We start from the raw sequence: 20,518 nt of genomic DNA, 5'->3' as shown, positions 1-20,518 counted from the left end.
ACTCAGTCCGTGCCGGCCACGGTCTCCAGCAGCTCCAGCGCCACCGCCTTGTCCAGCGGGTCGTTGGCGTTGCCACAGTGAGGGGACTGGACGCAGGCCGGACACCCCGCCCGGCAGTCGCAGGCAGCCACCAGCTTCCGGGTCGTGGCGGCGAGGTCGTCGACGGTCTCGAAGGCCGCCCGGGCCAGTCCCACACCCCCCGGGTGGCCGTCGTAGACGAACACCGTCGCGCGGTCTGTGTGCGGGTGGACCGGCGTCGAGAGCCCGCCGACGTCCCGGCGGTCACAGAGAAACTGCAGCGGGAAGGTGGCGATCATGGCGTGCTCGGCGGCGTGGATCCCGCCGTTGAACTCCCCGGCCCCGCGCAGCCGGGTCTCGAGTTCCGGGGGCAGGGCGTAGTACAGCGCCCGCGTCTCCAGGGTCGTCTCCGGCAGGTCGAGCGCCCGTCGCCCGAGCGTCTCCCCGCCCTCCCGGCGCTCGTAGCCCGTCACCCGCTTGCGCATCGTCACCTCGGCGAAGCGGACGGTCACCGCCGGCGCGGCCCCGAAGCTCCCCTCCCGCAGGTCCCGCTCGACCGTGATCTCCTTCTCGTGGAGCGGGCGGGTGTAGTAGTCGGCCCAGGTGCGGTCGAGCGTCGCCACGCCATGGGAGAGGTCCAGGTCGACCACCTCGTAGGTCCGGCCCTGGTGGTGGTAGATGGCGCCCGGGTGGGCGTCCCGGAGGGCGTCCGCAAAGCCCAGCGACCCCACGTCGTCGCCGCCGGTCGTCCGCAGCTGGACCGTCCGGTCGTCGGCGGTCCGCAGGCTCGTCTCCTGCTGTGGGCTGCCGGCGCCGTCGTAGAGCCACCGGATGCCCTCGTCGGTCGAGCGCCGACCCAGCTCGCCCGCGTCGGTCAGCTCGGAAACGACATCGGGAAAGGAGGTGCCGAAGTGGGCCTCGTCGCCGGGGCGCAGCCAGTTCTCGCTGGCGGCCGCCCGGACGTGTGCGGGGAGGATCTGGTCGTTTTCGGGGTTGGTGATGGCGCGCTCGGTTGGCTCGTCGAACAGGGTACCCGGCTCGCGCATCACGTACTGGTCGAGCTGGTCCTCGCCCGCCACGAGGACGACGAGGCTGGGGTCGGTCCCCCGGCCGGCCCGGCCGGCCTGCTGGAAGGTCCGCATCCGGGTGCCGGGGTAACCGTCCAGCACGACGGCGTCGAGCCCGCCGACGTCGACCCCGAGTTCGAGCGCGGAGGTCGACCAGGCCCCGCGGGTCTCCCCGGACCGGAGTCCGGCCTCGATGGCCTCCCGGCGCTCGTCGGGCAGCGCGGCCTGGTAGGCCGCCACCGAGGCTGCGAGGTCGTCCCGACCCCGGTCCCGGAGGGCGTCGGCAGATTCGCTGGCGTACCGCTCGACGCCCTGCCGGGAGGCGGCGAAGGCGACGGTCTGGTGGCCCCGGGAGAGGAGGTCGACGAACAGCCGCTTCGCCTCGGCGTGACTCGACCGGCGCCGGCCGGTCCCGCGGTCGGTCTCGGGGGGGTTCCAGCACAGCCAGTGGGTCGGCCCCGTGGCGCTCGTGTCCTCGTCGACGAGGCGGTAACTGTCCGGCGGCTGGCCGGTGACGGTCGCGGCGTGCTCGACGGGATTGCCGATGGTCGCCGAACAGCAGACGTACTGCGGGTCGGCGTCGAAGCGCTCGCAGACGCGGTTGAGCCGGCGCAACAGGAGCGCGACGTGGCTGCCGAAGACGCCGCGGTAGGCATGAATTTCGTCGACGGCGACCGTCTCCAGGCGCTGGAAGAACCAGTCCCACAGTCGGTGAGCGTGGGGCAGGATCCCGTAGTGGAGCATGTCCGGCGTCGTCAGCAACACGGTGGGCTGGCGGTCGCGAACGGCCTCCTTCTCCGCGCGGGAGAGCCGGCCGGTGTAGCGGTCGACGGTGACCCGCGACCCGAACCCGAGGTCGCCAGCGAGGTCGGCGAGAGTCTCGGCCTGGTCGTTTATCAGCGCGACCTGCGGCGCGATATAGAGCGTCGTCCCGAGGTGGTCCATCGCCCGCTCGAACGCCGGAATCGTGTACGCGAGGCTCTTGCCGCTCGCGGTCGGCGTCGCGAGGACGGCGTTCTCGCCGGCCCGCACCGCGTCGACGGCGTCGGCCTGGTGGCCGTAGAGGTCGTCGACTCCCCGGGCGGAGAGTGCCGACGCCAGCCGGGAGTCCAAGTCGACCGCGCGGGTGCGTGCGTCCCGGCCCGCGAGCACGCGGTGGTCTCTGACCTGCTCGCGGTCGGCGCGGCGCTCGCGGAGCCACTCGACGGTGTCGTCCACGTCCGGGCGAGGGTCCGCGGGGGATTAGCGGTTGTGGTCACTCCTCGGGCTCGGCGACCCGGAACTCCCCGGCGTCGCGCCAGGGCTGGCTGCCGACCCCGAACAGCGGCGCCAGACCCCCGTCGCCGTTGACGAACTGGTCCCAGACCACCAGCGCCGAGGGGAGGACGACCACCGAGGCGATGAACGCATAGAAGATCGAGAGGCCGGTGAGGACGCCGAACTGGCCGATGGCGGGGAACAGGGCGAGCGCGAGCACGCCGATCCCGAAGACCGTGGTGAGCATGCTCCCCAGCAGGGCGCCGCCGGTCCCCCGGACCGTCCGGTCGAGCGCCGGGACCAGCTCCCGCTCGGCGCGCTCGTCGGCGAAGCGGTGGGTGACGTGGACCGAGTAGTCGATCCCCAGGCCGATGGTGATCGCGAGGATGGTGGCGGTGATCGCGTTGAAGGGGATCTCGAGTGCGCGCATCGAGGCCGCGACGGCGACCACGGTCACCAGGATCGGAATGAGGTTGGCGATCCCGAGCGAGCCGTACCCCTCCAGCACGGCGTAGATGAAGACCAGAAACAGCGCCGCGCCGACCAGCGCGACGGCGAGGCTGGTGACCGCCGAGGCGAGGATCAGGTCCGAGACGGCCTGGAAGACGATGGTCTGTCCGGTGGGGGTCGCCGAGGCGCGGTACCGGTCGGCGACCTGTCGGGCGTCGCGCTCGGTCGCGGACTGGGAGGCGTCGGCCTCGATCGAGTAGACGACCCGGGTGCTGCGGTAGTCCTCCGTGAGATAGGACAGCGCCTGCGACCGGGCCGGCGAGTCGAGCAGGGCGTCGTAGACCTCCCCGAGGTTGTCCTCGGGGACCCCGTCCCCGTCGGGGTCGTTGCGGTCGACCAGCTGCCGGAACTCGGGGTCGCGGGCCGCCTGCGACCGAATGACCGTGATGACCGACTGGTACTCCGCCTCCCGGTTCGCGGAGACGAAGGAGTCCGGCGGGTTCTGTCCGGCCCGCTGGATAGACTCCAGGCTGGAGTCGCGTGTCATCGGCGCCTCGATGAACACCGTCGCGGAGGACTGCTGGGCGGCCGCGAAGCGGTCCTCGAGGAGGTTCAGCGTCCCGGTCACGCTGTAGCTGCCCGGCCGGAACGGCTCGGGCAGCTCATAGAGCACTTCGGGGACATCCTCGGGCGGGAGGAAGTCCTCCTGGGCGAAACTGGTGTCGACGCCGGTGGCGTAGACGCCGGCACCGACCGAGAGCAACAGCATGAGCGCCAGGAAGATAGCGGGCGCGCGCTTCCCGACGACCACGCCGACCCGGAGGACCGACGAGAGCAGCGAGCCCTCGGAGCCGAGCGGCGACCGGGAGAACGTGGGGATCGGGTACCGCTGCCGAGCCCGGTCGAGCTTGACCTTCGCCGCGGGCAGGAAGACCCCGAAGATCAGGAACGTGAAGACGATACCGACGGAGGCGACCAGCCCGAAGTCCTGTACCGGGGGGAGGTCGCTCACGAAGTTGGCGGCGAAGCCGATGACGGTCGTCCCGGTGACGATGAAGAAGGCCACGAGTAGCTGGTCGGTGGTGGTCCGCATCGCGGGTCCGATGTCGGCCCCGAGCGCGAGTTCCTCGCGGTAGCGGTTGATCGCGTGGATGCCGAAGTCGATCCCGACGGCGAGCAACAGCGGCGGGACGGCGATCAGCAGCTGTGAGAAGGGGATCCCGGCCAGGCCCATGAACCCGAACGTCCAGATGATCGCCATCAGCAACGCTCCCAGCCCGAGCAGCAGGTCCATCAGGTCGCGGTAGGCGAAGACCAGAAACAGGAAGATGAAAAGCACCGCGGCGGGGACGACGATGAGCAGCGAGTCCGTGATCACCGTGGAGAACTCGTCGGCGAGGATCCCGGAGCCGAAGACGGTGACGGAGGCGCCGGCCATCCGGTCGATGCGCTGCTGGATCGGGGTCAGCGGGCTCGACCCGCCCTGACCGGCGCCGGCCGACAGCCCCGCGGGCACCTCGTGGGAGACCGTCCCGATCGTCGCGCCCGCGCTGGCTGCCCGCGCGTTGAAGTCCGTGCTCAGGACGTTTGTGAACGACCCCTGGTCGGACAGCTCGCGGACCGCGCGGTCGATCTGGGTCGGGCTGGCTCGCTCGACGGCGGTGACCTGCTCCTCGAGGGTCCCCGCTGTCGGGTCGAGCTGCCGGGCGACCTGCTGTGCGGCGCTGCCGGTCCCGGTCACGCGGAACTCCCCGCGGTCCTCGACCCGCTCCTGGAGGCGGAGCATCCGGAGCAGTGCGGGCTTGGCGAGGACGTTTTGCTCCTGCTGGATCAGCTGTGTGCTGCCGGTGTCGGGGGAGAACGTCGGCGAGAACTCGCGGTTGACGTCCTCCAGGGCTTGCTCGGAGGGGAGACCCGTGGTGAACTGGCTGGTGCCGGCTTCGGTGGAGATGTTGCCAAGACCGAACGCGAACACGCCGGTGAGAAGCAGGAAGACGAGCACGACCCGACCGGACTGGTTGACGATGCGGTCGTCGGCCCAGTCGACCAGCGGCTGGTGGTCGATGGCGGCCAGCCGGTCGCGGATCCGGGTCATCGGTCAGGCGAACCTGCGGTAGGCGTACACCCCGACGGCGACGAGCACGACGAGCCCGACCACGAGCGGGAGGGTCGGCAGCCCCCCGTCGTCGGAGTTCTCGGTCACCTGCAGGGGGAGCCGGTACGTGTCGGAGGTGAGGGTGTCGCCGTCCTCGTCGTCGTACTGGAAGTCCATCGACAGCGGGTAGGTCTTGGCGAGCGCCCCGCCGCCGGCGCCGACGTTGAAGACCACGGTCTCGGACTCTCCGGGTTCGAGCCGGGCGATGAAGGCCTCGTCGTCACCGGTCGAGAGAGGGGATTCGGCGAACAGCTTCGCCGAGATGTCGGTGTACGCCTCGTTGCCGTTGTTGGTCACCTCGACCTCCAGTTGCGTCGACTCGCCGGCGGGGACCGACGCGCCCGTCACGTCGAGCCCGAAGGTGTCGGTGTCCGGCCCCACGTCGGCGCGGACGTCGAAGCCGTCGCTCCGGCGCTGCTCGTCGTCGGCGTTGCGGTACTGCACCGCGACCGAGAACTGCTTGGGGCCGGGCTCGGCGCTGCTCGAGATCTCAAGCGGGATCGCGAAGTTCGCCGACTCGCCGGGGCCGAGGTTCCCGACCGGCGACTCGGTCTCGATGGCGGTCACCGTCCCGGATTCGCTCGTGAAGACCACGACGGCGCTGTCGGCCGGGCGCTCGCCGGTGTTGGTGACGGTCCCGCGCAGCTGACCGTCCTGGCCGACCGCGAGCGTCGCCGAGGTGTTCGACACCTCGAAGGTCTGCTCGGGAGCGGGGGCGACACCCAGCGACCTGCTCGGGGCGGTTGCGACGTCGCCCTCGTCGTCGCGGTAGGTGACCGTCGCCGACAGCGTGTACTCCCGGGGTTCGGCCTCCCCGGTCGCCGTGAGGTCGTAGGTCACCGTCCGGGTCTCGTTGGGGGCCCACGAGCCGACAAAGCGGCTGGCGCTCGCGCTCCCGCCGAAGGAGAGCTGCCCGCTCGTCGACTCCAGCCGGACCTCGGCGTCGTCGACCGCGAGGGGCCCGTCGTTACGCAACTGGACTGTCACCGACCCGGTATCGCCGACCGCCACGGCGCTGGTCGCGTTCATTACGCCGAACTCCTGCTGTGGGTCGGGCGCGACGCTGACTGTCGTGGGGTCCGAACTCCTGCTCACGCCGTCGGCCTCGTACTGTGCGGTCAGCGTCAGGGCGTAGTTCCCGCTGCGGGCCGAGGGCGCGGCGGTCACCTCGTAGTCGACCGTGGTCCGCTGCCCGGGTTCGAGCGTCCCGACCGACCGCGTCGCCGAGGTCGCGTCGCCGACGGTCAGGTCGGCGTTGGGTGACTCCAGTGCGAGCGTCGCGTCGGTCGCCGCCGCCGAGCCGCCGTTCTCGACGGTCAGCGAGACCGTCTCCGTCGCGCCCGCCCGGACCTCCGAGTCGACGTCGACCACGTCGAACGAGGCGTCGTCTTCGACTTCGAGGGTGACGGGGAGCGTCCGGCGGACGGTCCGCTCGGTCTCGTCGCCGTCGTTGTCGTCGATCCGGCTCGTGTACCGGTACTCGACGGTCACGTCCACGGTGTAGGTCCCCGGGCTGGCGCCGTCGTCGACGGTGACGGGGATCGACAGCGGCGAGGCCGCTCCCTCGGGCAGCGAGCCGACGGCCTGCGTCCCGGTCCTGACGTCGATGGGGACGTCGTCGTCCTGGACGGTGACGGTCAGCCCGCGCGCGGTCGTGACCCGGTCGGTCCACTGCGGGTTCCGGGCCGACCCTTCGTCGACGTCGCCGCGGTTGATCAGCTGTAGCTGCAGCTGTCTCTCCTCGCCGGGGGTGACGGTGTTGTCGGTGAAGACGGCACTCAGGTCCGGCTCACCGGTCACGTCGGCAGCGGCCGGGGCGGGGACGGCAGCCATCGACAGGACGACCGTCACCGCGACGAACAGGCGTAGGTGTCTCATGGAGTCAGTTGTCCCCCCTGTTGTGATGCCCAACGGGTATACCTGTCCGAAACGGAGAAAAACGGGAGTGCTGTTTGTTCTAAAATACTTACACCACCTCCGGCTCCGTCCGTCGTGGTTACGCGCCGGTAACCGGGTACGGGAAGTGTTTGGTAACTCTTAACAATATCCGGACGTAACCTCGTTGTGTGAGCGAACCAGACAGCCAGTCCCCCTCCGAGGCCCCCGGCAACCCGCCCTCTGCCGACCAGCGGTACGCACAGCTCGAAGTCGGCGACCAGGTGGTCATCTACGACCGGCAGAACCACCAGGCGTGGGTCCAGTCCGACGCCGCGGTCAGCACCGACTCGATGGCGTGAGTTAAGCTTACGTGAAGCAACCCGGTAACCGATTTTAAGTGCCTGTCCCCCGTACCGCCGGACATGGACGACAGCGACCGCGACCGGCTCGCAGTCTGGTGTGCGGGCGACGAGTGGTGCCCCATCACGACGACGGCGACGCTGATCGGCCGCAAGTGGCACCCGGTCATCGTCCACCGGCTGCTGGAGGGCGGGCCACAGGGGTTCAACGCGCTGAAAGGGTCCGTCGACGGCATCTCGAGCAAGGTGCTCTCCGATAGCCTCGACGACCTCGAGGATGCGGGGCTGGTCGAGCGGGCGATCATCTCCGAGAAGCCGTTCCGGGTGGAGTACTCGCTGACCGAGCGCGGCGCTGACCTCGAACCGGTGGTCGAATCGATGCGGGAGTGGGGCGAGCGCCACCTGGTGCCCGCCGAGGACCGGTCCTCTTCGGTCGTCTGACGGGCCGGGTTCGCGCCCCGGGACTACGACGACCCGCGGCTGATCGACCGGTGGGTCTCCATCAGGTCGTCGAACTCGTCGACGCGCTCCCGGAGCTCCCCCGCGAGCTCGTCGGCCCGCTCCTGGAGCCGCTGGAACTCCGCGTTCGCCTCGAGTTCCGCCCGCGTCTTCTCCTCTTTGAGCACGGAGAGCTTCGAGACGACCCGGAAGAACTCGTCGAGGCGGTCGTCGGTATCGGGTGTGCCGAGGTGCTGTTCCAGCGTCTCCACGATCGTCTCCCGGTCGACGGGCTTGCAGAGGTAGTCGTCGAAGTCCATCTCCAGGATGTTCAGGTCCGGGTCGACCGCGGTCGTCATCACGACCACACCGTCGTAGCCGCGTTCGCGGAGCGTCTCGAGGACCTCGTCGCCGGACATACCCGGCATCCGGCGGTCGAGCAACACGGCGTCGACGTCCCCGTCGACGGCCTCCAGCGCCTCTTCCCCGCCGTAGGCGACGCGGGTCTCGTACAGGGTCTCCAGCCTGAGCGCGTAGGTGTCCGCCACGGCCGTTTCGTCGTCGACGACCAGGACGACCTGACTACTCGGTGCCACGGGTACAGTTCGGAGAGCAACTGTATAGACCCTTTGTCCCGCGGCGCTTCGTCCCGCGCTCCCGGCTCCGGCTCAGCTGTGGTGCCGGCCGATCTCCTGGAAGGCGGTGTCGATGTCCTCGAAGCCCTCGAGCGCCTCGTCCATCTGGGCTTTGAGCTCGTCGGCCCGCCGGGAGAGCTCCTGCAGGTCCTCGTTCTCGCTGACTTCCTGGGTGGACAGCTCCGCCTCCAGCAACGCGAGCTTCGAGGTCACTTCCATGTACTCGGAGAGCCGGGCGTCGTACCGCTTGGCGCGGAGTTGCTGGCCGATGGCCGCCGTCAGGTCGTCCTTCTCGACGGGCTTGCAGAGGTAGTCGTCGAAGGGCATGTCGATGATGTCCATCCCCGGGTCGACGGCCGTGAGCATGATCACCCGGGTCTCGTAGCCACGCTCGCGGAGCTTCCCGAGGACCTCGTCGCCCGAGAGGGTCGGCATCCGCCGGTCGAGCAGGACGACGTCGATGTCCCCGTCGACGGCCTCCAGCGCCTCTTCCCCGCCGTAGGCGACGCGGGTCTCGTACTCCGTCTCGAGGCGGAGCGCGTACACGTCGGCCACCTCGGGCTCGTCGTCGACGACGAGCACGGTCGCCTGGGGACTCTCCGACACAGCGGATCCCACGACACCGCCGGTAATAAGTGTGTGTCATCCGCCCCGTCCGCCGGTTGCCGGGGCAGTCCCGCTGGACCGCGTAGCGGAAGTTTAAAGACTGGCTGCGGGCGACTTCCGGACACGGATGCTCGCGCCACTCCAGCTCGTCGACAGCTTCCTCCTCAACTACAACGTGGGGGACGCGTTCGTCGTGGTGTTCGCCCTCGGGCTGCTCGCGACGCTCCCGTTGCGCTCCCGGAAAGTGACCACGCTCCACATCATCCTCTTCGGGATCATCTTCCTCCTGACCCCCTCCAGCGCGATGGGCGTCGAGGGCCCGACACACCTCCTCGGAAGCCCCCTGCAGTACAAGATGCTCGGACTCGTCCTCCTGGTCGTCGGGCCGGTCTTCTACACCACCGCGAAGCGGTAGCCCCGTTCTCCCCCGTCTGCCTCCCCCGGCTGGTGCGAGTCCGTCCCCGTGCCCGGGCAAAGTTAATCCGTCCCCGCCGCGACTGCCCTGTATGGCTGCTGTCGCCACGGGAGAGCCATGAGCGGGGACGAGGACTGGTTCGAGCGGGCCCTCCGGGAGGCGGACGAGCCCGATGGAGCGGACGGCGAGGACGAAGACGAGAACGGGGAGGGACCGCCCGGAACGCCGGGCGCGGCCGAGGCCGGTGAGACGGGCGCCGAGTCCGACGGCGTCCCCTTCGACGGCGACTCCTTCGACGGCGACAACGACACCCCCTTTGACGACGACCCCTTCGGCGAGGCGGGCGGTGAGGACCCCTTCGACGACGCCGTCTCCTTCGGCGACGCAGGGAGCGAGAGCCTCTTCGACGACGATTTCGAGACTGCCTTCGGGGGCAGCGGCGAGACCGACTTCGCCGAGGAGGACTTCGAGTCCGACGTTCCACGCATCGACCTCGGGATCGAGGGGCTGGACGACATGATCCTCGGCGGAGTCCCCGAACGTCACCTGATCGTCTGTATCGGCGGGGCCGGCAGCGGCAAGACCACCTTCGGGCTGCAGTTTCTCCACCACGGGCTGCAGAACGGGGAACAGGGCGTCTTCATCACGCTCGAACAGAGCTACGAGGACATCATGGACACCGCCAACGGCCGGGGCTGGGAGTTCGACCGCTACGAGCGCGAGGGCGCGCTGGCGGTCGTCGATCTTGACCCCGTCGAGATGGCAAACAGCCTCGACAACATCCGCGGGGAACTCCCCGAACTGGTCGAGGACTTCGGCGCCGACCGGCTCGTGCTCGACTCCGTCTCGCTGCTGGAGATGATGTACGACGACGTCGCCCGCCGGCGGACCGAGGTGTTCGACTTCACGCGGTCGCTGAAGGAGGCCGGCGTCACCACCTTCCTCACCAGCGAGGCCAGCGAGGACAACGAGTACGCCTCCCGTCACGGTATCATCGAGTACCTGACCGACGCGGTCCTCTTTCTCCAGTACATCCGCGGGGAGTCCCAGGAGACCCGGCTGGCGGTGGAGATCCAGAAGATCCGCAACGCCAACCACTCCCGCGAGCGCAAACCCTACGAGATCACCGCCGAGGGGATCTCCGTCTACCAGCAGGCCAACATCTTCTAGACCACCTTTTTCTGCGTCGGGTTTCCTCGCGAGCCTCCGGCTCGCTGCGGAACCGCTCCTTGAAAAACGTGGGCGAAAAAGACCTCCGACCTCGCTCCGCTCGGTCGGAGTGAACCGCGCGCCTGCGGCGCGCGGATGCTGGGGCCCGCCTGCTTTTCCCGCCCTCACGGCGCCGCCGTTCGTGTCGGGGCCCACCCCGCGGCGCGCGACGGGACGCGCGCCCGGCCGGTGGCTCCCGACGCGTTCGGGCACGCTCGCGCGGCGAGAACGGCCGACCGGAGACCGGTGATTTTATTCCTCTTCCGTACCAAATTTTACATGCAAACAAAACACGCGGCAAAAGCGATACTTTATTTTATATTCGGGCACAGTTCTGTCCTATCGGAACCCAGTCCGCCGACTGCGTGCACCGGGACGTCCACCCACTCCGTCCGCGCGTGTACCGCGGGCCGACCGCCAGACCCCACATGACAGCTACTCCCCCTCCCGTCGGCACGCTCGAACCGCTCACCGACCTCGACCGGCTCCGCGACCGCGACGACGTCCCGTTCCACCGCGAGGAGGACACCGTCCCCGGGACGGTCGTCGACGACGTGGCCGACCTACCCGACCTCGCCTCCGTCGGGATCAGAAACGACCGCGACGAGGTGCTCCTCCGGCGGCTGACCGACACCTGCCGCTGGAAACTCCCGACGGCGTCGGTCGCACCCGGGGAGGACTTCGTCGCGGCGGCCCGCGAGCACGTCCCCGAGACGCTCGGCCTCCGGGTCGACCTGACGCTCGCCGGCGTCTGGGAGGTCCACCTGACCGCCACCGACGGCGACCGGACGGCCACGCGGGCCTTCGCCGTCTTCGAGGGCCCGCCGGTCGACGGAGCGTACGAGGTCGACACCGCGGCGGCGACCGACCCCGTCGAGGAGGCCGGCTGGTTCGCCGAACTCCCCGAGGACGCCGACGAGATCCCCGGTACCCACCGGTTTCTGTACTAGCGCACCACGGTCACGGGGACCGGCGAGCGCCGGATGACTGTCTCCGCGACACTGCCCAGCAGGAGCCGCGAGACCCCCTTCCGGCCGTGGCTACCCATCACGACGTGGTCGATGGCGTTGTCCTCGTCGCCGGCGAAGTCGACGATGACGTCCGTGGGTTTGCCGACCTCGGTGACTCGCTCGATGGCGACGTCTTCCCCGACCGCCTCCTCGACCTCCTCGAACAGCTCCTCGGCTCGCGCCTTCTCGCGTTCGTACCACTCCTCCGAGAAACTCGGCAGGGTGGCGCTAGGGTAGCTCGTCTCCCTGGCGGGGTCGATGACGTGGATCAGAACCATCGTCGCCTCCGGGAACTCCTCGACGACGAACTCCGTCGCCTCCAGCCCTTGCTCCGAGCCGTCCACTGGAACGAGCACGCGCTCTACCATACCCGGAGCTACCGCCACCCGCGGGATAACGTTTGCCTCCGTTTCCGGGCGGCGGTCGTGGACCGCGGCGACCAGCCCGGCTCAGCTCCGCCCGTGTCTGGTCACGCAGTGTGGAAGCCCCACCAGCTCGACGGGCTCGGAGTTGTCCGGCGAGTAGACCACCATCTGCCCTTTCTCCATGTAGGGTACTTTCGACTCCAGGTTCGTTGGAATGTTGACCGCGGAGATGGCGTCCTCGTCCCCGAGATTCAGGACGACCGTCGTGTTGATCTGCTTGAAGACGGGGTCGGCGATGTCCTGCGGGTCCTGGGTGATCAGAAACAGTCCGAGCCGTTCCTTGCGGCCCTGCTTTGCGGCCTCGGTGAACTTCCCGATCACCTTCCGGGCCTGGACGCTGTCGGCGTCGGTCAGGAAGTTGTGGGCCTCGTCCATCCCCACCACGAGGGGGGTCTCCTTGATCCGGTCGTAGCGGGGGTCGTTCGAGAGTTTCTGGTCGACCAGCAGCGAGGACAGCGCCAGCACCACCGTCTCGGTGTCCCGGCTGGAGGTGATGTGGTAGGTCGGGACGACCGTCAGCCCGCCCGGCCGGACGAGTTCGTGGACCCGCTCGGTGACCGGCTTGGCGTCCTGGTCGAAGACGTTCCCGAACCCGCGGGCCCGCCGGGAGACGGCGTCGAAGGTGGCCTCGTGGACCCGCCCGCTCTCGTCGAGTTCCTCCCGCAGCGCCGGGTCGTCCAGCATCGAGAGGAACTGGTCGTAGGTGCCCTCGCGGCCGTACTCGCTGCGGAAGCGGGGCAGGAGCACGTCGGTCAGCGCGGCGTACTGGTTGTCGTTGAGGCCGCTGCCGGCGATCAGCCAGGGGTTTTCGTACACCATCGAGAAGGGGATCGTGAAGCGGACTTCCTCGGCGCGGTGGCCGCTCGCGGAGTAGGACGCGGAGCCGACCGTGGGAACGAAGGCGACGGTGTCCTCGTGGCCGCCGTGGGCGATCCCCTCCCGGTCCAGCCGGCGGGCGAAGTCCTCGGGGTACTCGCCGTCGTGGCGCATCTGGGCGTACTCGTCCTGGGGGTCGAACTGGACGACTGCGGGCGTGATCTTGCGGTCGGCGCCGGTCTCGACGGGGTAGGTGCGGTCGCCCAGGTACTGCCGGAGGACGTTTTTCGCGGCGTGGGTCTTGCCCGACCCCGTCCCCCCGGCCACGAGCGTGTGCCGAAAGACCAGCGGGTCCCCCGAGTCGTAGTCGTCTTTGAGCCGGTAGTCGATGGTCGGCGGCTCGGCGGCCGTCCGAACCTTCTCGCCGCCGACCGCCAGGTGTCCCAGGAAGACACCGTCGGCGGGCATCTTCAGCCCCGTCTTGATGTCGGCCTTGTCCTCGGCCTCCCGGACCACCGTCTCGGGCTTGGGGACGCGGTCGGTCATCCGGCGCTTGAGGTCCCCGTCGTCCTCGTACAGCACCGCCACCGGGTCCAGCGTCGCCATCAGCTTGAAGTCCTCCTCGTCGATCCCCTCCGAGCGCATCGCCCGGCGGGCGTGGATCTCGGTGGCGTCGTCGGCGCGGTACTCCTGGGCGTACTCCAGCGCGGAAACCCGGCAGAACAGCCGCTCGTCGTCGGGGTAGGGGGCGAGCAGGTACGACCCCACGCGCACGCCCGAACGGTTGTTCGCGGTCACGTACGCCCGCAGGCGGGTCTCCTCCTCCTCCTCGGCGATCCGGAGCCCGTCGGCCGCCGAGAGGACGCCGACGCCGCGGTCCCGGCCGGCCGGCGCCGTCTCGAAGCGCTCGAAGCCGTCCTCGGCGTCCGGCCCGCCGCCGTCGCGGCCGCCGGTCTCGGCCTCCGCTCCCCCGCCGTCGCTGTCGGCGCCGCCCTCGTCGGCGCCACCCCCTTCGTCGCCGTCGAATTCCGTGAAATCCCCGAGGTCGGACATGTCCACAGCATACTCCCGCCGGTACATACCCGTTTCCCCACCGCAGCGGAACTGGTCGGGGGCCGCGCCCCTTTTGCCCGTCCCGCACCTACCCAGTGACATGCTGCTCATCCGCGGGCTGGCCGGGGGAACGGGGCTGACGGGGACGCTGTACGAGCCGGGGGAGACGCCGCCGTCCTACCGGGGAGCGCCCGACGTGGGCGCGCCCTACGTCTGGGTCTGTGACGAGTTCTACGCCGTCGAAACCGGCGGGCAGACGCTCGAACTCGACGACGGCGCGGTTCAGGTCGCCTTCGAGCAGCCCGCCCCGCGGGGCTACGACGACCGCGAGCGGGCCATCCAGGCGGCGAAAGCCCACGTCCGCGAGCAGTTCGCCCGGATCGGCGTCACCGACGAGGTCACCTTCGAGACCGAGGAGGTCGCCCCCGAGGCGGTCGAGCACTGACCGCACGCCGGCCGGGCCGGTCGTGACCCATCCCGACCGGGGCTCAGTAACTCCCGCCGTCCTCGAAACACCGCCCGCACTTGGTCGCGCTGGCCGCCTCACCCCCTGGTTCGGCTCCCCTGACCACCCTGAGGTTGTCGTGGGACACGTGAAACATCGACCCGCAGACGGCCTGCCGGCCCGGCCGACCCGTCTCGTGTCTGTGGACCGTGTTCGTGACTTCGTTCAAAACGAGGTCCATGTGCTGTGGTACCACGCACCGACCAATCATTCTGTTGCTTTGGTCGTAAAGGGCGCGCGGGTGCCAGTCACGAGCGCGACCTGCCCCGACAGCGAGTCGTGGGTGTCGACTCTCACAGCATCCCCTCCAGGGCCGACCACCGCTTGTCGTCGTAGGAGCGCTGGCGGTCGGTGTCGAACTCCCGCTCGATGCGCCGCCGGAGGGTGCGTTTCCCCTGCCGGTCGATCCGGGCGAGCTCGTCGGCCTTCCCGACGGCCAGCGGCGGCCCCCGCTCGCCGGCCACCTCCGACAGCAGGTGGGTGGTCAGGTCCGCCCGCAGGTCCGGGTCGCGGGTGAACGCGTAGGGCGCCTCGACGCGGTAGACCAGGTCGTCTCTGGGATCGTAGACGACGAAGAAGGTGACCTCGTAGGCCTCCGCGTCGAGCGTGCGCTCGTGGGGCACCTCGAGTTCCCCACAGCCCAGCGCGGCGTCGGTCCCAAGCCGCGAGCGGAACCACCCGGTGAATGTCAGTGCGTCCGTCTTCGGCTCTCCGTCCCCGTCGAGGCGTTCGAGCACCCGCCGGAAGAAGGCCTCGTCGTCGACCCACGGCGCGCCGGTTTTCTCCCGGAGCACCCGCGTGATGGCCTTCGAGGCGGAGTTCTTCACGAAGCCCACCAGCGGCACGTCCCGCCGGACGAACGTCTCCACGAGGTCGAGGTAGTTCGCGAGCACGTCCCGGGGCTGTTTCTCGTCGGTGAGCAGCCGCCGGAGTTCCGGGTCCCGCTCCCCCCACTTCAACAGTCCTGTGGGGTACAAGGGGCCGTCGAGCACCAGCAGGTCGTCGACCACTTCCGCCTGCGCGAGGGCGTGCTCGCTCTCGGCGAGATACAGCGCCAGCGCGTGGACGACGGTCTGCTCGTAGCGGTCGACCCGCGGCGCATGGAGTACCCGCCGGCGGGCGTAGCCGCGGTCGCCGCCGCGCCACCCCTCCTCGCCCGGGGCGGCGGTCCGGTCGTTGGTGTGGACAGTCATCACGATGGTCCGGCCGCGGTGGAGGTCCACGTCGGAGGGCTCGGCAGCCATCGCGGCCTGGGAGACGTCCAGCACCAGCCCGTTTTTGAATGTCGTGGGGTTGATCGTCCCCGCGTCGAGGCCGTGCTGGGTGGGAAACGGGGACTCCGTGAGCGCGACATCCTCGATGGCTACCTTCCGGCGGCGGTGCTCCCCCAGGGGTTCGAGCACCGTCTCCCCGTCGTCGTACAGCGGGTCGAGGAACTCCCAGGCGGCCTCGGCGGCCTCGCCGTGGTCGCGGTCGTCCACGGTCCGGCCCACGCGGCCCGCAAGCTGCGCGATACCGTCGACGTGGACGGGGTCGAGCGTCATACCCTCACTTCGGGGCCCCGCTCAAAAACCTCCGGGCGCGTCAGTCGGCAGTACTGTCCGCCGGTCGGCCGCCGACTCAGTCGCCGCCTTCCTCGAGCATCCGGCTCAGCGCCTCCGCGACCTCCTCGTAGCTCTGCATCGAGAGACCGTCGGTGGTGATCAGCACGCCCCGGCGGTCGGCAGCGACGCGGAGCAGGTAGCCGTTCTCGAAGGCACGGACGGTAAAGCGATACCCCCCGAGTTCGGAGTTCTGGTAGGCGTTCTGTGTCTCGCGGTACCCCCGCCACTCGTGGCCGACGAAGGTGTTGAGGTCGGCGTCGCGCTCCAGGTCCTCGCGCAGATAGAGCTGGTCGAAATCCGAGCGGGTAAAGTAGGTGACCGAGCGGAGGCTGTCGCCGGTGGCCGTCCGGGCGGTCGTCACGATGTGCTCGGCCAGCTCCTCCGACAGCAGTTGCGAGCCCATACCCTCCCCCTCGCCGCCCGGATACATAACTTCGGTGCTCTCCCTACTCGCCGGCCGTCCCCGGGTCTGTCACGCCCGCGTCGACCTGCTCGAGGTACCGCCCCCTGGTCCGGTAGACCTGGGCCAGCGTGTCCTCCAGTGCCTCCAGGACCGCCTCGAACTCCCCTTCGAAGACGACCTCGACCGGCGGGTCGATCAGCAGGTTCAGCTCCGAGTCGAAGCCCGCTTCGATGCGGTACTCCCCCTCACCTGCGGGGTCGCCGCCCTCGACGTCTATGGCCCCGAGGACGAAGGGCGGGTTCGACAGTTCGAGCCGGTCGCCCGCGAGGCTGACGTACTCGGGCGCCTCCGCGGGTGGGTCCTCCTCGCCGAGGGCGTACCCGCCCAGCTGTCTCGCGACGTCTGCGTCGCCGTCCAGGGACACGTCCTGGACGAGCGTCTCGACGGCCAGGGCGAGAAACCGCCGGTCCGGGGGCCCGTCGAACACCCGCGGCCGGTCCGGGAGCGCGTCGAGGGTCACGTTCACCGGTAGCGTGCTCTCCCATTTCAACCCTTCCGGTCCGCGCCAGCGTGGACAAGACCTAATCCGTCCCACCTGTACTGTCCGGGCATGAGCGACAGCTCGCTCCGGGAGCCGGCGGAGACCGCCGTCCGGCAGTGCATGGGCCTGGAAGCCGGGGAGTCGTGTGCGGTCGTCACCGACGACAAGCGCCAGGCCATCGGGGAGGCGCTGTACGAGGTCGCCGCCGGAGTAACGGAGGACGCCGCGCTGGTGCGGTATCCGCCGGGCGAGCAACACGGCGCGGAGCCGCCCGCGCCGGTCGCGGCGGCGATGGCCGGCGCGGACGTGGTGCTCGCGCCGACGACCAAGAGCCTCAGCCACACCCGCGCCCGGACCGGCGCCAACGAGGCCGGCGCCCGCGTTGCGACGCTGCCCGGCATCACCGAGGAGGTCTTCCGGACGGGGCTGGACGCCGACTACCAGGAGATCGCGGCGGTCTGTGCGGAGGTCCACGAGGCCGTCGCCGGCGCCGACGAGCTCCGGGTCACCTCCCCCCAGGGGACGGACATCACGGTCCGGCCGGGCGACCGGCAGTGGCGCGAGGACACTGGCGTCGTCCACGGGGCGGGCGAGATGTCCAATCTCCCCGCTGGCGAGGTGTTCGTCAGCCCGGAGACCGCCGACGGACGGGTCGTCGTCGACGGGACGATGATGCCCCACGGCCGCCTCGAGGCGGGCGAGACCGTCGCTTTCACCGTCGAGGACGGCCAGGTCACGTCCATCGAGGACGAGGGACTCCGGGACTCGGTCGAGGCCGCCGCGGCGGAGGCCGGCGACGCCGCCTACAACTTCGCGGAGATGGGGATCGGGACGAACCTCGCGGTCACCGAACTGGTGGGGTCGGTGCTCCTGGACGAGAAGGCCGCCGGGACCGTTCACTTCGCCATCGGCGACGACCACGGCATCGGCGGCGACGTCGAGGCGCCGATCCACCAGGACGGCGTCCTGACGGAGCCGACGGTCCACGTGGACGGCGAGCAACTCGAGCTGCCGAGCCCGAGGTAGCCACACCTGGGACCGCCTCCGACGGGACGCCGCGAGTGCCGACGCCTTTTGTACCTCACTCGCGTACGCGTAGATATGACAGAAACATCGACCTCCGACACGGCCGAGCGGGTCGGGCTCGTCTGCCCGGCCTGTTCGCCGGACGTCGAGACGGTCCACGAGGTGCTCGCGGATGGCGGACGGGCAACCGTCCGCTGTACCGAGTGTGGCCACGTCCACAAGGAGGAACTGCCGGAGCAACGGACCGTCGAGCGCGAGGTCGTCGTCTCGCAGGATGGCGACTCCTTCTCGTCGACCGTGGAGGCGCCGGCGGCCGAGACCGTCGCCGTCGGCGAGGAGTTCCTGCTGGAGACCGACGAGGCCATCATGACGGTCCGTATCACGAGCGTCGAACTCGACGAGGGCCGGGCCGAGGAGGCGGCCGTCGAGGACGCCCGGACGCTGTGGACGCGGGCGGTGGGAAACGTCACCGTGGACGCCACGGTCCACCCCAAAGAGGGAACGCACGACGAGACCCGGAGCGTCTCGCTGCAGGTGCCGGGGGACTACGAGTTCGTCGTCGGCGAGACCGACGACCTCGCCGGCGAGGAGTTCACCGTCGAGGGGATCCACCTCCGGGAGGACGCCGTCGGCTACGAGTTCGACAAGCTCGACCACGACGGCGACAGCGCGCTCGCGAAGGACATCAACAGGGTGTACGCCCGCGACGAGTCGACCAGCGCCTGGTCGGCGTGGTAGGATGAGCGGGGACCGCCGGCGGGAGCGGGAGGCGCTGGTCGACCGGCTGACCGACCGCCGGGACCTCTCGGCGGCGACCGAGCGGGCGATGCGGGCCGTCCCACGCCACGCCTTCGTCCCCGCCGACCGGCAGGCGGGAGCCTACGACGACACCCCACTCCCCATCGGCGAGGGTCAGACCATCAGCGCCCCCCACATGGTCGCCATCATGACCGACCTGCTCGAAGCCGAGGAGGGCGACCGCGTCCTCGAGGTGGGAACCGGCTGTGGCTACCACGCGGCGGTCACAGCGGAGGTCGTCGGTGCCGGGAACGTCTATAGCGTCGAGTACCACGACAGCCTCGCCCGCCAGGCCCGCGAGACCCTCCGCAAGGCGGGCTACGGGGACGTATCGGTCCGGGCGGGCGACGGCCGGGAGGGCTGGCCCGCACACGCCCCCTACGACCGCGCCTACTTCACCTGTGCGGCGCCCGACTTCCCGGAAGCGGTGGTCGAGCAGGTCCGGGCCGGCGGGCTCGTGCTCGCGCCGATCGGCGAGCGCACCCAGACGCTCGTCCGCGCCCGCAAGCGCGAGGACGGCGGGCTCGACCGCGAGCGCCACGGCGGCGTCCGCTTCGTCCCGCTGCAGTGAGCGGGGCCCAGTGAATTCATTACCGTCGGCGCGAAAGCCGGGGTATGGAACCCGCGGTGCTGCGCGACGACATGGTCGACAGCCTCCAACACGAGAGCAAAGGCTGTGTCCGCAGCGAGGAGCTGTCGGTCGCGATGCGGGCAGTTCCCCGGGAGGAGTTCGTCCCCGACGGCCGGGAAGCGTACGCCGACCGCCCCTACGAGCGGCTGGGGACGCGCGTGCTCGCCCCGAGCACGGTCGGGCGGTTGCTCGAGGCGCTCGACGCGGGAGCCGACGATTCGGTACTCGTCGTGGGGGCTGGCGTCGGCTACACCGCCGCCGTCCTCGCGGAGGTGGCCGACCCGCGCAGCGTTCAGGCCGTGGACATCACCCGCAGGCTGGTCTACGAGGCCCGCGAGAATCTCGCCAGCGCCGGCTACGGGGCCGTCCTCGTCGACTGCCAGGACGGCGCCGAGGGCCTCCCGGAGTACGCGCCCTACGACCGGATCCTGCTGGAGGCAGCGGCCGTCCGGCCGCCGCGTGCCCTGCTCGACCAGCTCGCGCCCGGGGGCCGGCTGGTGATGCCGCTGGGCGCCGGCGAGCAGTCGCTGGCGGTCCTCGACCCCGACGGCGAGGCCGAGCGGCTGGGCGGGTGTGCCTTCGCCCCGATGCTCGTCGAGGGCGAGCAGGCCACGACCGTCGAGCGCAACCGCACCCGCCGGGAGGACCGGGAGTTCGCCGAGCGGGCCGCCCGCCGGCGCAAGGGCTGGGAGCTGGACTGGATCGACTGGGACTAACTCACCACCAGGATGTCCGTGTTCCCGCGCCGGTCGGCGTAGCTGTCTGAGGGCGGTTTCACGTCCAGTTCCACGGTCCCCTCGACACGATTGGGGCCCAGTTGGGGGTCGATCGTCAGCGTCGCCGTCCCGTCGGCGCCGGTCTCGGCGGTCGTGACGCCCGACAGCCGCGCGCTCCCGCTTTTCGCGACCACGGTGGCGTTGGCCACCGCGTCGCCGCCGCTGTCGACGACGGTGACGTTGACCTCCTGCGTCCCGGGCTCGACGACGTCCGGCGAAGGCTGGACGTCGAGTTCGCTGACGCCGAGTGCGCCGAGCCCCTGGATCGTGTTCATCATCACGGCGAGGCTGGCGACGCCGACCACGAGCGCGATGACCAGCCGGATCGGAAGTCCCTCGATGGCGCGCTCGTCGCGCCACAGACGGTCCTGTCGTGCCATGGGGCGGGTGGTCCCGGCTTCCGGCATAAACGTCCGGCCGACAGCAGGGGCGGCGGACGACCG

The 20,518-nt window shown here is 70.1% G+C and carries 22 protein-coding genes; 10 read left to right on the top strand and 12 right to left on the bottom strand.

From position 1 onward, the window contains the following. Positions 1-2: 2 nt before the first annotated feature. Genes GN153_RS00955 through GN153_RS00945 form a run of 3 tightly spaced genes read right to left on the bottom strand, consistent with a single transcriptional unit; the run spans position 3 to position 6,825 of the window. Positions 3-2,303 (bottom strand): DEAD/DEAH box helicase, encoded by a 2,301-nt coding sequence (locus tag GN153_RS00955; RefSeq protein WP_159898872.1) that lies wholly within the window; start codon positions 2,301-2,303, stop codon positions 3-5. 37 nt (positions 2,304-2,340) lie between these two features. Further along, a complete protein-coding gene (locus GN153_RS00950) occupies positions 2,341-4,857 on the bottom strand; it encodes an efflux RND transporter permease subunit (RefSeq protein ID WP_201287797.1) in 2,517 nt (838 codons plus the stop codon). A 33-nt stretch (positions 4,858-4,890) separates the two neighbouring features. Beyond that, positions 4,891-6,825 (bottom strand): COG1361 S-layer family protein, encoded by a 1,935-nt coding sequence (locus tag GN153_RS00945; protein ID WP_159898868.1) that lies wholly within the window; start codon positions 6,823-6,825, stop codon positions 4,891-4,893. 188 nt (positions 6,826-7,013) lie between these two features. Between GN153_RS00945 and GN153_RS17405 the strand changes: the two genes are divergently transcribed. Both GN153_RS17405 and GN153_RS00940 read left to right on the top strand, forming a co-directional pair. Continuing rightward, the gene (locus tag GN153_RS17405) at positions 7,014-7,184 is read left to right on the top strand and encodes a DUF7331 family protein (RefSeq protein WP_201287779.1); all 171 of its coding nucleotides are present in this window, start codon (positions 7,014-7,016) and stop codon (positions 7,182-7,184) included. A gap of 63 nt (positions 7,185-7,247) precedes the next feature. Beyond that, a complete protein-coding gene (locus GN153_RS00940) occupies positions 7,248-7,625 on the top strand; it encodes a winged helix-turn-helix transcriptional regulator (RefSeq protein WP_159898866.1) in 378 nt (125 codons plus the stop codon). A 23-nt stretch (positions 7,626-7,648) separates the two neighbouring features. Here GN153_RS00940 and GN153_RS00935 read toward each other — a convergent pair whose 3' ends face one another. Further along, positions 7,649-8,218 (bottom strand): response regulator, encoded by a 570-nt coding sequence (locus GN153_RS00935; protein ID WP_159898864.1) that lies wholly within the window; start codon positions 8,216-8,218, stop codon positions 7,649-7,651. 72 nt (positions 8,219-8,290) lie between these two features. Then, positions 8,291-8,863 carry a response regulator transcription factor gene (locus tag GN153_RS00930; protein WP_159898862.1) on the bottom strand — a complete coding sequence of 191 codons (573 nt, stop codon included), beginning with the start codon at positions 8,861-8,863 and terminating at the stop codon, positions 8,291-8,293. A 127-nt stretch (positions 8,864-8,990) separates the two neighbouring features. Between GN153_RS00930 and GN153_RS00925 the strand changes: the two genes are divergently transcribed. The 3 genes from GN153_RS00925 (at position 8,991) to GN153_RS00915 (ending at position 11,437) form a co-directional block, all read left to right on the top strand. After that, positions 8,991-9,278: a hypothetical protein gene (locus GN153_RS00925; protein ID WP_159898860.1), complete on the top strand. Its 288-nt coding sequence runs from the start codon at positions 8,991-8,993 to the stop codon at positions 9,276-9,278. Between the two features lie 117 nt (positions 9,279-9,395). Beyond that, positions 9,396-10,448, top strand: coding sequence for a KaiC domain-containing protein (locus tag GN153_RS00920; RefSeq protein ID WP_159898858.1), 1,053 nt, complete (start codon positions 9,396-9,398; stop codon positions 10,446-10,448). A gap of 467 nt (positions 10,449-10,915) precedes the next feature. Next, positions 10,916-11,437, top strand: a complete 522-nt coding sequence (locus GN153_RS00915) for an NUDIX domain-containing protein (protein ID WP_159898856.1) — start codon at positions 10,916-10,918, stop codon at positions 11,435-11,437. Here the strand turns inward: GN153_RS00915 and GN153_RS00910 are convergent. Together GN153_RS00910 and GN153_RS00905 are read right to left on the bottom strand one after the other, a co-directional pair. After that, positions 11,434-11,865: a universal stress protein gene (locus GN153_RS00910; RefSeq protein WP_159898853.1), complete on the bottom strand. Its 432-nt coding sequence runs from the start codon at positions 11,863-11,865 to the stop codon at positions 11,434-11,436. The genes GN153_RS00915 and GN153_RS00910 overlap by 4 nt on opposite strands. Positions 11,866-11,946: 81 nt before the next feature. Beyond that, on the bottom strand, positions 11,947-13,791 hold the full coding sequence (locus tag GN153_RS00905) for an ATP-binding protein (protein WP_159898851.1): 1,845 nt from the start codon (positions 13,789-13,791) through the stop codon (positions 11,947-11,949). Between the two features lie 100 nt (positions 13,792-13,891). Here GN153_RS00905 and GN153_RS00900 point away from each other — a divergent pair, with 100 nt between their 5' ends. Further along, the gene (locus GN153_RS00900; protein ID WP_159898849.1) at positions 13,892-14,236 is read left to right on the top strand and encodes a DUF7113 family protein; all 345 of its coding nucleotides are present in this window, start codon (positions 13,892-13,894) and stop codon (positions 14,234-14,236) included. Positions 14,237-14,279: 43 nt separating this feature from the next. Here the strand turns inward: GN153_RS00900 and GN153_RS00895 are convergent, their stop codons facing one another. The 4 genes from GN153_RS00895 to GN153_RS00880 all read right to left on the bottom strand — a co-directional run bounded on the left by GN153_RS00895 (position 14,280) and on the right by GN153_RS00880 (position 16,823). Beyond that, complete coding sequence (locus tag GN153_RS00895) at positions 14,280-14,477, bottom strand: hypothetical protein (protein WP_159898847.1); 198 nt, start codon at positions 14,475-14,477, stop codon at positions 14,280-14,282. Positions 14,478-14,589: 112 nt separating this feature from the next. Then, positions 14,590-15,840 (bottom strand): DNA double-strand break repair nuclease NurA, encoded by a 1,251-nt coding sequence (locus GN153_RS00890; protein WP_159898845.1) that lies wholly within the window; start codon positions 15,838-15,840, stop codon positions 14,590-14,592. Positions 15,841-15,916: 76 nt separating this feature from the next. Then, a complete protein-coding gene (locus GN153_RS00885; protein WP_159898843.1) occupies positions 15,917-16,303 on the bottom strand; it encodes a DUF7522 family protein in 387 nt (128 codons plus the stop codon). Positions 16,304-16,346: 43 nt separating this feature from the next. Continuing rightward, positions 16,347-16,823, bottom strand: a complete 477-nt coding sequence (locus tag GN153_RS00880; protein WP_159898841.1) for a hypothetical protein — start codon at positions 16,821-16,823, stop codon at positions 16,347-16,349. A 90-nt stretch (positions 16,824-16,913) separates the two neighbouring features. Here GN153_RS00880 and GN153_RS00875 point away from each other — a divergent pair, with 90 nt between their 5' ends. From GN153_RS00875 to GN153_RS00860, 4 genes are all read left to right on the top strand, one after another. Next, positions 16,914-17,870, top strand: coding sequence for an aminopeptidase (locus GN153_RS00875; RefSeq protein ID WP_159898839.1), 957 nt, complete (start codon positions 16,914-16,916; stop codon positions 17,868-17,870). Between the two features lie 75 nt (positions 17,871-17,945). Further along, entirely contained in the window at positions 17,946-18,608 is a 663-nt protein-coding gene (locus tag GN153_RS00870) for an HVO_0476 family zinc finger protein (protein ID WP_159898837.1), read from the top strand. Between the two features lies 1 nt (position 18,609). Beyond that, positions 18,610-19,239 (top strand): protein-L-isoaspartate(D-aspartate) O-methyltransferase, encoded by a 630-nt coding sequence (locus GN153_RS00865; RefSeq protein ID WP_159898835.1) that lies wholly within the window; start codon positions 18,610-18,612, stop codon positions 19,237-19,239. Positions 19,240-19,283: 44 nt separating this feature from the next. Continuing rightward, the gene (locus tag GN153_RS00860) at positions 19,284-20,015 is read left to right on the top strand and encodes a protein-L-isoaspartate O-methyltransferase family protein (RefSeq protein ID WP_159898833.1); all 732 of its coding nucleotides are present in this window, start codon (positions 19,284-19,286) and stop codon (positions 20,013-20,015) included. Here the strand turns inward: GN153_RS00860 and GN153_RS00855 are convergent. After that, the gene (locus tag GN153_RS00855; RefSeq protein ID WP_159898831.1) at positions 20,012-20,455 is read right to left on the bottom strand and encodes a DUF7382 domain-containing protein; all 444 of its coding nucleotides are present in this window, start codon (positions 20,453-20,455) and stop codon (positions 20,012-20,014) included. The two genes, GN153_RS00860 and GN153_RS00855, sit on opposite strands and share 4 nt — an antisense overlap. Positions 20,456-20,518: the final 63 nt, after the last annotated feature.

The organism is Salinirussus salinus, assembly GCF_009831455.1.
In the GTDB taxonomy this organism is placed as follows: domain Archaea; phylum Halobacteriota; class Halobacteria; order Halobacteriales; family Haloarculaceae; genus Salinirussus; species Salinirussus salinus.
The sequence above is the reverse complement of the archived record's forward strand: the minus strand, read 5'-3'. Positions and strand labels throughout refer to the sequence as shown.